The sequence below is a fragment of the Sphingorhabdus sp. EL138 genome (assembly GCF_945890115.1).
In the GTDB taxonomy this organism is placed as follows: domain Bacteria; phylum Pseudomonadota; class Alphaproteobacteria; order Sphingomonadales; family Sphingomonadaceae; genus Sphingorhabdus_B.
In genome coordinates, this window is the sequence record NZ_CAMDCK010000003.1 from 76,582 (window position 1) to 90,708 (window position 14,127).

The following is a 14,127-nucleotide window of genomic DNA, read 5'->3' on the forward strand; positions in this document are numbered from 1 at the left end:
TGCCGGATCGCGACTAAGGTCGCCTGATGGCATCAACAGCAGAACGGATATTCAAGCAACGCGACATTATCGACCGGAGCGCGCTTGCCGAACAGATTGAAAGCATCGTGCGCGAGGACGCGGCCCAAGCACGCCGTCCTCGTATCGTCGAGATATGGCAAACGGCGCTGACCAACGGTCGGACCGAGATTCAACAGCGCCTAAATGCGGAGCCGTCTCAAGGCTATCGCGCTTCGGCTGAGCAGGCATTTCTTGTCGATCAAATCGTTCGGCTCATCTACGACTATGTCACTGTTCATGCATATCCCGCTGCTAACCGCTCCGCATCCGAGAGGATCGCGGTGCTGGCGGTCGGTGGATATGGCCGCGGTGAAATGGCGCCGCACAGCGACGTCGATATTGGCTTTGTAACGCCTTTCAAGCGCAGTTCGTGGACGGAGCAGGTCGTCGAAGCGATCCTCTATTTGCTTTGGGACCTTGGGTTGAAGGTTGGCCAATCGAGCAGGTCCCTCGATGAAACCGTAAAGATGGCGCAAGAGGATTTGACCATTCGCACCGCTTTGCTGGAAAGCAGGTTTGTTTGGGGCGATAGAGGCGTTTATGAAGAGGCTTCGCTGCGTTTCTGGAACGAAGTCGTCGCCAACACCGCATCTGACTTTGTACGCTTAAAAATGATTGAACGCGATGATCGGCACCGGCGTATGGGTGACAGCCGATATGTGGTCGAGCCGAATATCAAGGATGGCAAAGGCGGGCTTCGCGACCTGCACACCCTCTACTGGATTGGAAAATATATCCACAAAGTGTCAGCCGCGTCCGAACTTGTCGACGTTGGCCTGCTCACAATCGATGAATATAACCGGTTCAAAAAGGCCGAAAATTTCTTGTGGGCGGTGCGCTGCCATATGCACAATATCACCGGCCGCGCGGAAGAACGTCTGACATTTGATCTGCAGCGCGAAGTTGCGGAACTTATGCAATTTGCCGATCGCCCCGGACGCTCGGCAGTTGAACGGTTCATGCACTTTTATTTTTTGAACGCAAAAACGGTTGGTGACGTGACGGGGCTTTTCCTGGCGCATTTGGATGAAGCTATGGCCAAAAAAGGCCGTCGCTTCTTACCCAGTTTTAGCCGGAAACCCCGAAAGCTAAACGGCTTTCAACTAGATCGCGGTCGCTTGGCGCTGCCCGATGACGGTTTTTTTGCGGAAGACCCCGTGCGTTTGCTCGAGATATTTCATTTGGCAGATGTGCATGAATTGGAAATCCACCCGCTGGCTATGCGCGCTGCCCAAAGGGATGCTCGGCTGATCGACAAAGTATTGCGACGCGACCCACGCGCTAACGCGCTGTTTCTGGATATATTGACGTCTCCGCGCGACCCGGAAACGGTGTTGCGTTGGATGAATGAATCCACCGTTTTTGGCAGGTTCATTCCCGATTTCCGCCGTGTCGTCGCGCAAATGCAGTTCGACATGTACCATCATTACACAGTAGATGAACATTCCATCCGCGCGATTGGATTGCTGGCCGATATCAACAGGGGCAAGCTAAAACAGGATCACCCGCTGTCGACGGCGATAGTGCAACAGATTGTCAGCAAGCGGGTATTGTTTGTTGCAACGTTGCTCCACGACATTGCGAAAGGGCGTGGCGGTGACCATAGTGCGTTAGGTGCCGAGGTTGCCGAAAACTTATGCCCGCGGCTGGGTCTTTCTCCAGCCGAGACGGAAACCGTCGCTTGGCTGGTCCGTTATCATTTGTTGATGTCGGCCACAGCGTTCAAGCGGGACTTGGCGGATTTCAAGACTATCCTGGATTTTGCGCAGGCCGTCCAGTCGCCCGAACGGTTGAAGCTGTTATTGGTCTTAACCGTCGTTGACATTCGCGCCGTGGGGCCGGGGGTTTGGAATAGTTGGAAGCGGCAGCTTTTGTCCGACCTGTTTGAAGCCACCGAAGAAGTGCTGCGTCTGGGACATAAGCAGCGCGGCCGGGACGAACGGATTGCCTCGAGAAAAGCGAAACTGGGCTCCGCGTTGCAAATGCCCGCCGATACATTTGCTGCTTTTGCCAAAACGCTTCCCGACGCTTATTGGATCGCGGAACCAGATGACATCATTGAACGCAACGCCCGGCACCTGCTTTCCAATGCAGGCACGGGTCTTGCCATTGATGCGTGTTTCTATCCCGATCGCGGCGCGACGCTCGTCACGGTTTTTGCTGCCGACCATCCAGGGTTATTTTACCGGATAGCGGGCGCCATTCATCTGGCGGGCGGCAACATCATCGATGCGCGGATTCACACCAGCAGTGACGGCATGGCGGTGGACAATTTCCTCATCCAGGATCCGCTGGGTCGCCCTTTTCAGGAACAAAGCCAGTTAAACCGCCTCAAGCGTATCATTGAAGAGGCGCTATCCAACCGCGCGCGTTTGATGACTCAACTGGATGCAAAACCGAAAGCGTTGCGCCGGGCCGACGCCTTTAAAATCGCGCCATCGGTGTTGATTGATAATCAAGCTTCCAACCGGTTTACAGTGATTGAGGTAAATGCGCTGGATCGGCCCGCCTTGCTCAACAATTTAGCGCTCGCGCTGTTTGAATCCAAAGTCACATTGCACAGTGCGCACATCGCCACATACGGGGAACGCGCCGTCGACACATTTTATGTGACAGATTTGTTTGGCGGCAAAATCGAAAACAAAAACAAGTTAAAGGCACTTGAGACGCGGCTTTTGGAAGCAGCAACAGGGACGGCGCGCGTGAAGGCGCAGGCTGCTGCCTAAAATCTGCACGGCCATGCGCGGGACCATGCAGGCGATGCAAAAAAAAGGCCGGTCTTTCGACCAGCCTTTCTTTTTACCTGAAAACAGTTTGGGAATTACATTCCCGAGCCTGGACCGTAGGTGACTTCTACGCGACGGTTTTGCGGTTCACGCTCACCATCTGCAGTTTGAACCAATGGTGCAGTTTCGCCGAATGCTTCCGTAGCAATCGCGCCAGCTGTTACGCCCTTGGACTCAAGATACGCACGAACGGTTCCGTTACGACGCTCTGAGAGGCCAACGTTATACTTTGCAGTACCCGACTTATCGGCGTGACCTGCAAGCATAACCTTCGCGCTGCCACAGTTCGAATATTGCGCAACGGCATTATCGAGAACCGAAGCCGCGTCTGTACGCAGGTCCGATTTATCCCAATCGAAGAATACGATGTAAGGACCTGTGTTGCAGACCGGCGCAGGTGGCGGCGGTGGTGGCGGTGGTGGCGGTGGAGCCACATAAGGTGCCGGTGGTGGCGGTGGTGCTACTTCAACAGGCGCAGGTGCACCACCGAAGTTGTAAACCAAGCTTGCCATGACACTGTGTGAACGGAAGCGGGTATCGACCGCACGGCCAAGACGATCAACAAGACCGACCTTGTCCGCGTTAAAGAAGCGGTACTTTACACCAACGTCCCAATTATCGCTCAAAGGCGTACGAATACCGGCCAGGGCCTGCCATGCAAATCCTGTATCCGAGTCATCAAGGAATGATGGTGCATCAAGCACAGCTTGCACATCTACGCGTGCAACGCCAACGCCGCCACCGATAAAGCCTTGCAGGCCATCATCGTCACCGAAATCCAACAGTCCATTGACCATGAAGCTCAATGCATTTGAATCACCGTCGAGGAAATATGTTCCGGCACTCCGCAAAGCGGTGCTCGAACCGCTCGTGATCTGGGGCGTTTGGCTGCTTACGCCAGCTACATTCGCCTTACGATACGACACTTCTGATTCAAGACGGAAGCCACCGAAATCATATCCGACAACGCCGCCAACATCATAACCCTTGTTCATGTCTAATGATGCCGCATCATTCAGGGCACCAATATCCAAAGCAAGGTCTTCTACTATCATGGCACCGCCATCAACTCCAACATACCACTGGTTGTCGCGGGCCAAAGCCGGTGACGCCAGAGCAGTAGAAGCGAGCGCCAAACTTATGGCCAACTTACGCATCAACTTTCCCCTTATCTATCTTAGGAACGGAAATTCGAGAACCTTTGTCTACCAATTCTGTTCCATTGATGCAAGTCGCTATGTATCTATACTGTTGCCAAAATGTCGCCATTGTTCACAATTTATCATAATATTTGCAGCGTTTTCCGGCGTTTTGGGCTCATGTTGCTAACATGCCTATCAACCTGAAATATTGTAAAATCGCAGCAAGAGCAGCGCGTGCCTCGCTATCGACGGCAGTACCACCGGTTGGATTAGGTACCGAAGGCGCAGTCGTCCATTGGCCGGATATGAACCGGCTGTGCCGCCGTGTAGATTTGTTCCAAACCCCCATGCCTTCATGGGGAACGACAAAGCGCCAATGGTTACGATGTCAATATTTTTTTAGTCTATTTGGTTATTTTAGAAAAACTCCCATAACCAACTATCCTCCCCCACCCACAACAGCATTTCGCATCGCCCCCGCTTTCGCTACAGCATCTCCATGTCGCGCATCATCCTGTTCAACAAACCTTATGGCGTCTTGCCGCAATTTACCGACAAGGGGACGGAGGGTTCGCCGCGGCCTACTTTGTCGCAGTTTGTCGATGTGCCCGGTGTCTATCCGGCTGGGCGGTTGGATATGGATAGTGAGGGGTTGATGCTGCTGACCGATGATGGCCGGTTGCAGGCGCGGATATCGGACCCGAGATATAAAATGGCCAAAAGCTATCTGGTGCAGGTGGAGGGCGAAGTGACCGACGATGCGCTGGTGCAGTTGCGGCGGGGGGTTTCGTTGAAAGACGGCTTGACCCTGCCCTGCGAAGCGGAGCGGATTGCCGACCCCATGCTGTGGCCGCGCGACCCGCCGATCCGCGTGCGGCTGTCGGTACCCGATAGCTGGATGATGCTGACGATCCGTGAAGGCCGCAACCGTCAGGTCCGGCGCATGACCGCTGCCGTCGGGCATCCGACCTTGCGTCTGGTCCGCCGCGCGATTGGGGAATGGACGATGGATGGCCTTGCGCCGGGAAGCTGGCGCGCGGTTGAAGGCTAAGGCGTTACGTTCAATCCGATGCTGGCCGCGGGATGCGCTTGCCCTTGGTCCGGCTGGTCAAATGAAACTTCCCGCAACGGTCGCAGGCATAATGCCGCAGCGTGATGGTCGCCGCTGCTATCGCCGATAGCGCGTCAGCCTCCGACACATAACGCGCTTTCTTCGCGCAGATGCTTAACCGCGTGCGCAGATCAATCCTCGCTATCAAATGCGATGCAGCCATTATTGCAGAGCTGAGTTAGCAAATCGATGGCCGCCGCGCTGCCCGCCAGTGCAACGTCGAGAACCACGCTATCCGCAGCGCACAAATCTCTCGCCAAGGCCGCCGTTTCGCCAATGCAGTCGAAGCAGACACCATCGGCAAACAGCATGAGCGCGTCCGCGCCTGTGGCGATAAAGGCCAGTCGGCTCGCCGGATTGCGCGACAGCGGCACTTGCGCGCTGATCGCCGCGCGCACGTCCTCCGGCGTAACGGGTATTTCGGGTCGCCAATCCATGTCGGGATATTTGGGCGCGCTGTTGAAGGTACCGAACCAGCGGGCGAAATGGGCAGGGTCGGACAGCGATTCCAACATCATCTGCTGCAAGCGACCCAGCGCCTCAGGCAAAATCTCGCCTGCATTGGCCTGGGCCTTCAAATCCGGGTCGCGGTAGAGTTCGTCATCGGGAATGCCATCCAGAACATCATCGACATAATGCCCCAAAAGGTCGGCGTGCGATGGTGCGCGGAAACCGACCGAATAGGTCATGCAATCCGAACCCACCGCAACGCCATTATGCGCGATGCCCGGCGGGACATAGAGGATATCGCCGGGCTCCAGCACCCATTCCTCGGTGGCCGCAAATGCGCTGAGCAATTTCAAATCGTCATGCGGCAGCAACAAAGTATCGGCGTCGCAGTGCGGCCCGATCTGCCAGCGGCGGCGGCCAAGCCCTTGGATGAGGAAAACATCATATTGGTCGAAATGCGGCCCCACCCCGCCTTGGTCGGCGGCAAGGCTGACCATCACATCGTCAATGCGCCAATTGGGAATGAAACGGAACGGCGCGATCAGGTCGGCAACCGCCGGCACATGATGGTCGACCGCTTGCACCAGCAATGTCCAATGGCTTTCACCAAGGCCAGAAAGCCGTTCTTCGGCCAGCGGACCTTGCTCCATCTCCCACCCCGCATCGGTTTGGCAAATGAGCCGCGATTCCATTTCCTCTTCGCAAGCCAGCCCCGCCAGCTCGTCAGGCTCCAGCGGGTTTTGCCAGTCGCGAAACGCGTTGCGGATCAGCAGCGGTTTTTTCTGCCAATATTCGCGCAGAAATTGATCAATGTCGAAATTTTGAAAGTCCATGACGTCGCGCTGTGGCCTAAAGCGGCAAAATGCAAGCGTCAGCGCGCAAACAAATTCGCATCGTCGGCAAAGGCCTTGAACTCCAACGCATTGCCGCTTGGGTCCGTGAAGAACATGGTGGCTTGCTCGCCCACTTGCCCCTTGAACCGGATATGTGGCTCGATACCAAACCGGACGCCCGCCGCCTGCATGCGTTCTGCCAATGCCTCCCATTGGCCCATGTCCAAAACAACGCCGAAATGCGGCACGGGGACGTCATACCCATCGACGGGATTATGCGTCGAAACGCTACGCGCCGACCTATCCAAATATGCGACAATTTGGTGGCCGAAAAAATTGAAATCGATCCATTGGTCGGATGACCGCCCTTCGGCGCAGCCCATGATGCCCCCGTAAAAATGCCGCGCTTCGGCAAGGTCGTGGACAGGAAAGGCCAGATGGAAGGGGCGTAAGCTCATTTGGATGTCACCGGCTTGGGCAAGGGTTTGTTGATGCTTTCGGCACTAGCAAGTTCCGCCGTCATTTGCACGGCGCAATAGTTGATCCGCGCAAGATCACTTGGCCGCTGAAATTCGGCTTTCGCGGCTTCCGCCATAGCGACCGCGACCAATTCGCGCGGTTGCCCGCTTTGCGTGGTGATCCGGTTGCCGACAATGCCAGCCCATTTTTTGCCCGATTGGCGGACGTCGGGCGCATCGGCTGGCGCGATGCCTGTCCGCTGTTTCTCGGCCAAGGTCGCGATGACGGCCACACAGACGATATCGCCTTGATGGGCATCGGTGAGTGCAGAAGGGGTAATGGCGGCAAGCGCGATGGCGAAAAATAGCATGCACCTGAATTAGCAGGCACACTGCGAACCGCAAGCAAGGACCTTGTTTGCCCGATTGCATTTGTCACATATGAACGGCAAAGGCGGTGCGTGCAGAAAATCTCCGCCCTGCTTCACCGATTTGCGCGCTCGACCGCTATAGGCGCTGGCGCATTGTCGGCTTATGGCTTTGAACCTTGGGGGCTTTGGCCGTTAACGCTCGTTTGCTTTGCGTTGCTGATCCACCTGATGGCGCATGCCCAAAATACACAGCGGGCTTTCATTCTTGGCTGGCTGTTCGGGGTCGGGCATTTCACCTTTGGTAATCAATGGATTGCGGTCGCCTTTACCTTTCAGGCCGCGATGCCGATCTGGCTTGGCTATATCGCCGTGGTCGCGCTGGCGTTGTATTTGGCGGTTTACCCTGCCTTGGCGGCGGCAGGGGCGTGGCTGCTTTCAAATCCTCCCCGTTCACGGGGAGGTGGCGCGCGCGCAGCGCGTGACGGAGGGGGGCAGGCAGCAGACGCAGCGTCCGACTTCACGCCCCCTCCACCACCTTCGGCGGTCCCGCTGTTGCTCCGCAACGCCTACGGCTCCCCCGTAATGGGGAGGATTTCCCTCCCCCTCATCTTGGCTTTTGCTGGCCTGTGGATCATCACCGAATGGCTGCGCAGTTGGGTGTTTACCGGCTATGCTTGGAATCCGCTCGCGGTCGGATTTGTTTCGCACTGGTTTGATCTTTGGCTTCCGACAATCGGGACCTACGGCGCTGGGGGGCTGATGATCTTGGCCAGCGGTGCGATGGCGCTGCTCTGCAGTCGACGTTGGACAAACGGATTTGTTTTGGCGGCGATTGTCGGCGTGGCCATTTTGTCGTCGGCCAATATTTATGTGGATGAGCCGTCGCTCAGCGGGCGAACCGCCGTCACCGTCGTGCAACCCAATATCTCCCAAGCCGACAAATATGCACCCGGCTATGACGTGATCAACTTCGCCAAGCTGGCGATGCACAGCCGCCCTTTGCCAAATCAAGCCCCGCGCCTGATCCTTTGGCCGGAGGCGGCGATTCCGGACTATCTGGAGGACGGATATCCCTATCGTTATTATCAGGGACAGGCTGGCGATAGCGCGGCTGGCGCGCGCGCGCGGCTCACTACGCTGATGGCAGATAATGATGTGTTGGTGACGGGTGCAAACCGCCTTATTTTTGAAAAACGTCAATTGGTCGCCGCGCGCAACAGCGTGTCGGCCATGGACGCCTTTGGCCGTGTCCTTGGCCATTATGACAAGGCGCATCTGGTGCCTTATGGCGAATATCTGCCCTTGCCATGGTTGCTGAGGCCACTTGGCCTCGCGCGATTGGTGCCGGGCGATCTTGATTTCTGGCCGGGGCCGGGCGCGCAGACAATCACCGTGACCATTGACGGCAAACCAGTGAAAATTGGGATGCAGATTTGTTATGAGATTATTTTCTCGGGCCAGACGGTGGACCGCAAGAACCGACCCGATTTCATCTTCAACCCATCCAACGACGCGTGGTTCGGCACTATTGGCCCGCCGCAGCATTTGGCGCAGGCTCGGTTGCGCGCCATTGAAGAAGGCCTGCCCGTCATCCGCGCAACACCCACAGGGATCAGCGCCATCATCGACGCCAATGGCCAGATCGTGCAAAGCCTGCCCTTGGGCACCGATGGCCGCATCGATGCCGTGATACCCCGCGCCACAGCACCAACCCTGTTCGCGCGATTTGGTAATGTCATTCCGCTGGCTTTTGCTGGGCTGCTTATTCTGTTCGCATTGTTACCGCTTGCCCACCGTCGCGGTTCTCGCTAAAGGCGTCTAACGATATAAAGAATTCTTTATACGCAGAAACAGCAACAGACTGGAAAAACCATGCGCTCAAATTACCTCTTCACGTCCGAATCCGTGTCCGAAGGACATCCTGATAAGGTTTCGGACCAGATTTCCGACGCCATCGTCGATCTGTTTTTATCCAAAGATCCCGAAGCGCGCATCGCGTGCGAAACCCTGACGACGACGCAATTGGTAGTGCTCGCGGGCGAAATTCGCTGCAAAGGCGTGTATGAAAATGGTGAGTGGGCCCAAGGTGCCAAGGCAGAAATCGAGGCCACCGTCCGCCGCACCGTTAAGGAAATCGGTTACGCGCAAAAGGGTTTTCATTGGGAAACCCTGCGCTTTGAAAATAACCTTCATGGCCAATCTGTACACATCGCGCAGGGCGTAGACGCCGCGGGCGACAAGGACGAAGGCGCTGGCGACCAAGGCATCATGTTCGGTTATGCCTCGACTGAAACGCCTGACCTGATGCCAGCGACGCTGGATTACAGCCACAAGATCCTCGAGCGCATGGCCGCCGACCGCCATTCGGGCAAGGCGCCGTTCCTCGAGCCTGACGCCAAAAGCCAAGTCACCTTGCGCTACAACAGCGAAGGCAAGCCAGAGGCCGCCACTGCAATCGTTGTGTCCACACAGCACGCGCCGGGATATGACCAAGGCGCGCAGGAAGCCGAACTGCACAATTATGTGAAAAGCGTCATCGCTGACCTGTTGCCTGCAAGCATGCTCACTGAAACCGAATATCACATCAACCCAACGGGCAGCTTCGAAATCGGCGGACCCGATGGCGACGCGGGTCTGACGGGCCGCAAGATCATTGTCGACACTTATGGCGGCGCAGCCCCGCATGGCGGCGGCGCGTTTTCAGGCAAGGACCCGACGAAGGTCGACCGTTCTGCAGCCTATATCACGCGTTATTTGGCGAAGAATATCGTCGCTGCTGGCCTTGCCACACGCTGCACCATTCAGCTCGCTTATGCCATTGGCGTGTCCAAGCCTTTGTCGCTTTATGTCGACACGCACCGCACTGGCACGGTCGACGATGACCAGATTGAAGCCGCCATCATGGGCATCGAAAAATTGGGTGGCCTCACGCCGCGCGGCATCCGCACGCATCTTGGGCTGAACAAGCCCATTTACCGCAAGACCGCCGCTTATGGCCATTTCGGTCGCAAGCCCGAAGGTGACTTCTTCCCATGGGAACGCACGGACTTGGTCGAGGACCTCAAAGCCGCTTTGGCGTGATTAGGCTTGCAGGGTGGCGGCCGAAAGTTTAGCCGCCACCCGCATGACTGCGAACAAGATCGGCGATCCAACGACACTGAACCGCCTATATGGCCGTTCAAAGGGCAAGAAGCTGCATTCGGTGCAGGCTGACTTAATCGACAATCTGCTGCCGCAAATTGCGGTGCCGGGCGAAGGCGCGCTGGGCAGCAAGGAATTGTTCGGCGACGACCGCGCGATGCATTTCGAAATTGGTTTTGGCGGCGGCGAGCATTTGGCCTTCCGCGCCGACTTGCTACCCGATCATGGCTTTATTGGCTGCGAGCCATTTCTGAACGGCGTTGCACAAGCTTTGTCACATATCCGCGAAGGTGGCCTGCACAATGTCCGCCTGCATATGGGCGACGCGTTGGAAATGTTGCGCCGTGTTCCCGACGGGTCATTATCCTTCGTCTATCTGCTGCACCCCGACCCATGGCCAAAGGCGCGGCATATCAAGCGCCGGATGATGAATGACGGGCCGGTCGATTTGATTGCAGCAAAACTAAAACCCGGCGGCGAATTTCGCTTTGGCACCGACCATCCCGTCTATGTCCGCCACGCGCTGATGATTATGCAGCGCCACCGGCTGCAATTTGACTGGCTGTGCAATAACGCGTCCGATTTCCAGAACCGCCCCGGTGGCTGGCCGGAAACCCGCTATGAGGCCAAGGCGCGCCGCCTTGGGCATGAAGTTTGGTATTTCCGCTATCGCCGCAAAGAAACCTAGGGTCAGGACCTAAGCCAAAGATAAACATTCGACGAACTTGGCCAAGCGTTCGACGAGAGACGATGCACGTGGTGCAAGCGGCGCAAAATACGGTATGGGAAGATATGGAGAGAGCCACGTCCCCGCATCCGCTCATTGGCCACAAGATGGCGTTGTTAACCATCATTGGCTTTTGGGCTTTTTATGCGCTCATCTTGTCGCTGCGCGCCGCATTGCTCGACTTTCCTGCGCAAGCTGTCTTGTTCGAACGGCGCTTGATAGTGGCGTTGGTCGGCGTGCTTGTGACGTGGATACTCTATGTCGGTTTGCGCATGGCCGACCGCCGCTCGCTTGGCTTTCGGGTCAGTCTGGCGTTCATTGGGGCCATTCCGTGCGCCGTGCTTCTGGCATCCGCCAATTTCTATATCTTCAACCTGTATGACCCCGTCAGCCTGTTTAAAGACCCAAGCATTGGCCGCTCGGTTGAAGATCTGAAAGCGCAACTGGGCCTGTCCTCTTGGCAGGAAATTGCCGATATCTCAGTGACGCATTATTTTTTCCTGATCGCATGGGGATCGCTCTATGTCGCCATTGGCTATGCGCGTGAAGTGCGCGAAGCCGAACGCAAAACGGGCCGCTTTGCACAAGCGGCCCAAGATGCAGAGCTGCGTTCCTTGCGCTATCAGGTCAATCCACATTTCCTGTTCAATACGCTGAATTCGCTGTCCAGCCTCGTCATGACCGGAAAGCCCAAAGAGGCCGAAGCGATGATCCAGAATCTGTCCAATTTTTACCGGACAAGCCTGTCGTCCGACCCGCTGGAGGATGTCACCCTGGCAGAAGAAGTCGAACTTCAGCGGCTATATCTCGAAATTGAAAGCGTGCGTTATCCCAAAAGGCTGCGTGTTAAAATCGACATTCCAGACGCCTTACTGGGGCAACATGTCCCAGCATTGATCCTGCAGCCTTTGGTCGAAAACGCGATTAAATATGGTGTCTCCCGCACCACCCGTCCTGTAGCATTGACCATCAGCGCCAAAATTGAGCGGGATGTTCTTATCCTCAGCGTCATCGATGATGGCGAAGCCGTCGATCCAGACCATGTTGGCGGAAACGGCATTGGCTTGGCCAATGTCCGCGACCGATTGGAGGCACGCTATAAGTCGGCGGCGCGCCTCGATACACAAGCGATTCCGGGCGGGGGCTTTGTCGCCAATCTGCGTTTGCCCCTAAGCCGGAGGATAGCGGCATGAGGCGGCTGCGGACGTTGATTGTCGATGACGAGCCTCTGGCGATTGAGCGCCTTCTAATATTAAGCGCGGATCATCCCATGATCGAAATTGTCGGCACGGCAAATGACGGTGTGGAGGCGCTGCGCATTGCCCAAACAGTGACGCCGGACCTGATCTTTCTCGATATCGGCATGCCCAAAATGGATGGCATCAACGCCGCCCGCGCCTTGGGGCTGATGGCGAAAAAACCCGCAATCATCCTGATCACGGCTTATGATAATTTCGCGGTTGAGGCGTTTGACCTTGATGTCGTGGACTATGTGCTGAAACCTGTATCCAGCGAGCGTCTTGGCCGTGCGATCACCCGCGCATCTGGCGCAACCGAAGCCGAACCGCAGTTGTCAGCCCCTTCGGCAAAGCCGGATAACCGCTACGCACATGAATTTTGGGTGTCCCACCGCGCGGAGCTTATTCGGGTCGCCGCCATGGACATTGAACGGATTGAGGCTGAGCGCGATTATATGCGGCTATATACCAATGGCCGCAGCTATTTGCTGCACCAGACGATTTCTGTGCTGGAGCAAAGATTGGACCCCGAACAATTTCAGCGCATTCACCGCAGCCATATTGTGCGCCGCGATCTCATCACGGGCCTTCGGCATGAAGGTGGCGGGGTCTGGCACGCTTTGCTGGGCGAGGATCACGCGATGCGCATTGGGCGAAAATATCTCGCCGACGTGAAGCGGCTCGCCGGAAAGTAAAAACGACGACAGAGGTCTGCCCGCGTTTTTAGGTCTTTGGTGATCAGTCGATGCGCTTATGTTTTTAAATCAATCCAGCAAGCGGGCTGGAGGGATCTGCATACATGCGCCGGCCCATTCGGCCAGCCAGATAAGCCATCCGACCTGACTGGACCGCCAATTTCATGGCCGTTGCCATCGCAACAGGATTCTTGGCCTCGGCAATCGCGGTGTTCATCAACACGCCGTCGCAGCCCAGCTCCATCGCAACTGCCGCATCGGACGCAGTTCCGACACCCGCATCGACCAATACCGGCACCTTTGCGCCTTCAACGATCAAACGGATGGTGACACGGTTTTGTATGCCAAGCCCCGAACCAATCGGCGCGCCAAGCGGCATCACGGCCACGGCGCCTGCATCTTCCAATTGCTTGGCGGCAATCGGATCATCGACGCAATAGACCATTGGTAGGAAACCTTCCTTGGCCAAAACCTCAGTCGCCTTTAACGTTTCGCGCATGTTGGGATATAATGTCTTAGCCTCGCCCAACACCTCAAGCTTGACCAAATCCCAGCCGCCCGCTTCACGCGCCAAGCGCAAGGTGCGTATCGCATCATCGGCGGTAAAGCATCCGGCGGTGTTGGGCAGATAGGTATATTTTTTGGGATCGATATAATCGGTCAGCATCGGTGCCTTTGGGTCCGACACGTTCACGCGCCGCACGGCCACGGTGATAATCTCCGCGCCCGACGCCACAAGCGCGGCGGCATTTTGTTCAAAATCCTTATATTTGCCTGTCCCCACAATCAGCCGCGAATGAAAAGTGCGTCCCGCCACTGTCCAGCTATCATTCGGGGCGCTGTCCTGCCCGCCGCCGACAAAATGGACGATCTCCAGCCGGTCACCATCGGCCAAGACCACATCTTCCAAGGTTGAGCGCGAGACAATCTCCAAATTACGCTCTACCGCCACCTTTGCCGGATCAAGTCCGATATCGCGGACAAGATCGGCCACGGTGGCATGAGTACGAAAACGGCGCAATTCGCCATTGAGCGTCAGGGCAATGGAATCGGTGGACAGGATAGAGGTCATTTCATCTCGCAATTTTTATTCACCGGCATATAGTGTCGGGCGG

General features: G+C 56.5%; 13 protein-coding genes. 7 read left to right on the forward strand and 6 right to left on the reverse strand.

Annotated features, from left to right (window positions below):
• Positions 1-26 precede the first annotated feature (26 nt).
• Positions 27-2,786, forward strand: a complete 2,760-nt coding sequence (locus Q0O07_RS02190; RefSeq protein WP_295489806.1) for a [protein-PII] uridylyltransferase — start codon at positions 27-29, stop codon at positions 2,784-2,786.
• Between the two features lie 95 nt (positions 2,787-2,881).
• On the opposite strand, the gene Q0O07_RS02195 is transcribed toward Q0O07_RS02190, so the two are convergent.
• Positions 2,882-4,003 (reverse strand): OmpA family protein, encoded by a 1,122-nt coding sequence (locus Q0O07_RS02195; RefSeq protein ID WP_295489807.1) that lies wholly within the window; start codon positions 4,001-4,003, stop codon positions 2,882-2,884.
• A gap of 484 nt (positions 4,004-4,487) precedes the next feature.
• On the opposite strand from Q0O07_RS02195, the gene Q0O07_RS02200 reads away from it, so the two are divergent.
• Positions 4,488-5,039, forward strand: coding sequence for a pseudouridine synthase (locus tag Q0O07_RS02200; protein ID WP_295489809.1), 552 nt, complete (start codon positions 4,488-4,490; stop codon positions 5,037-5,039).
• Between the two features lie 10 nt (positions 5,040-5,049).
• Here the strand turns inward: Q0O07_RS02200 and Q0O07_RS02205 are convergent, their stop codons facing one another.
• Genes Q0O07_RS02205 through Q0O07_RS02220 form a run of 4 tightly spaced genes read right to left on the reverse strand, consistent with a single transcriptional unit; the run spans position 5,050 to position 7,211 of the window.
• Positions 5,050-5,247: a hypothetical protein gene (locus Q0O07_RS02205; protein ID WP_295489811.1), complete on the reverse strand. Its 198-nt coding sequence runs from the start codon at positions 5,245-5,247 to the stop codon at positions 5,050-5,052.
• On the reverse strand, positions 5,231-6,382 hold the full coding sequence (locus Q0O07_RS02210; protein ID WP_295489813.1) for a cupin domain-containing protein: 1,152 nt from the start codon (positions 6,380-6,382) through the stop codon (positions 5,231-5,233). The genes Q0O07_RS02205 and Q0O07_RS02210 overlap by 17 nt, the downstream gene beginning before the upstream one ends.
• A gap of 38 nt (positions 6,383-6,420) precedes the next feature.
• The gene (locus Q0O07_RS02215; RefSeq protein ID WP_295489815.1) at positions 6,421-6,840 is read right to left on the reverse strand and encodes a VOC family protein; all 420 of its coding nucleotides are present in this window, start codon (positions 6,838-6,840) and stop codon (positions 6,421-6,423) included.
• Positions 6,837-7,211 carry a hypothetical protein gene (locus Q0O07_RS02220; RefSeq protein ID WP_295489817.1) on the reverse strand — a complete coding sequence of 125 codons (375 nt, stop codon included), beginning with the start codon at positions 7,209-7,211 and terminating at the stop codon, positions 6,837-6,839. Before Q0O07_RS02220 ends, Q0O07_RS02215 begins: the two co-directional genes overlap by 4 nt.
• Before the next feature lie 90 nt (positions 7,212-7,301).
• On the opposite strand from Q0O07_RS02220, the gene lnt reads away from it, so the two are divergent.
• From lnt to Q0O07_RS02245, 5 genes are all read left to right on the forward strand, one after another.
• Entirely contained in the window at positions 7,302-9,023 is a 1,722-nt protein-coding gene (lnt, locus tag Q0O07_RS02225) for an apolipoprotein N-acyltransferase (RefSeq protein WP_295489819.1), read from the forward strand.
• 60 nt (positions 9,024-9,083) lie between these two features.
• Positions 9,084-10,292 carry a methionine adenosyltransferase gene (gene metK, locus Q0O07_RS02230; RefSeq protein WP_295489821.1) on the forward strand — a complete coding sequence of 403 codons (1,209 nt, stop codon included), beginning with the start codon at positions 9,084-9,086 and terminating at the stop codon, positions 10,290-10,292.
• Positions 10,293-10,335: 43 nt separating this feature from the next.
• The gene (locus Q0O07_RS02235; RefSeq protein ID WP_295489823.1) at positions 10,336-11,040 is read left to right on the forward strand and encodes a tRNA (guanosine(46)-N(7))-methyltransferase TrmB; all 705 of its coding nucleotides are present in this window, start codon (positions 10,336-10,338) and stop codon (positions 11,038-11,040) included.
• Between the two features lie 62 nt (positions 11,041-11,102).
• Complete coding sequence (locus Q0O07_RS02240; protein WP_367271028.1) at positions 11,103-12,272, forward strand: sensor histidine kinase; 1,170 nt, start codon at positions 11,103-11,105, stop codon at positions 12,270-12,272.
• The gene (locus tag Q0O07_RS02245) at positions 12,269-13,012 is read left to right on the forward strand and encodes a LytTR family DNA-binding domain-containing protein (RefSeq protein ID WP_295489826.1); all 744 of its coding nucleotides are present in this window, start codon (positions 12,269-12,271) and stop codon (positions 13,010-13,012) included. Before Q0O07_RS02240 ends, Q0O07_RS02245 begins: the two co-directional genes overlap by 4 nt.
• 64 nt (positions 13,013-13,076) lie before the next feature.
• Here the strand turns inward: Q0O07_RS02245 and thiS are convergent, their stop codons facing one another.
• Positions 13,077-14,084 carry a sulfur carrier protein ThiS gene (gene thiS / locus Q0O07_RS02250; protein WP_295489828.1) on the reverse strand — a complete coding sequence of 336 codons (1,008 nt, stop codon included), beginning with the start codon at positions 14,082-14,084 and terminating at the stop codon, positions 13,077-13,079.
• Positions 14,085-14,127 lie beyond the last annotated feature (43 nt).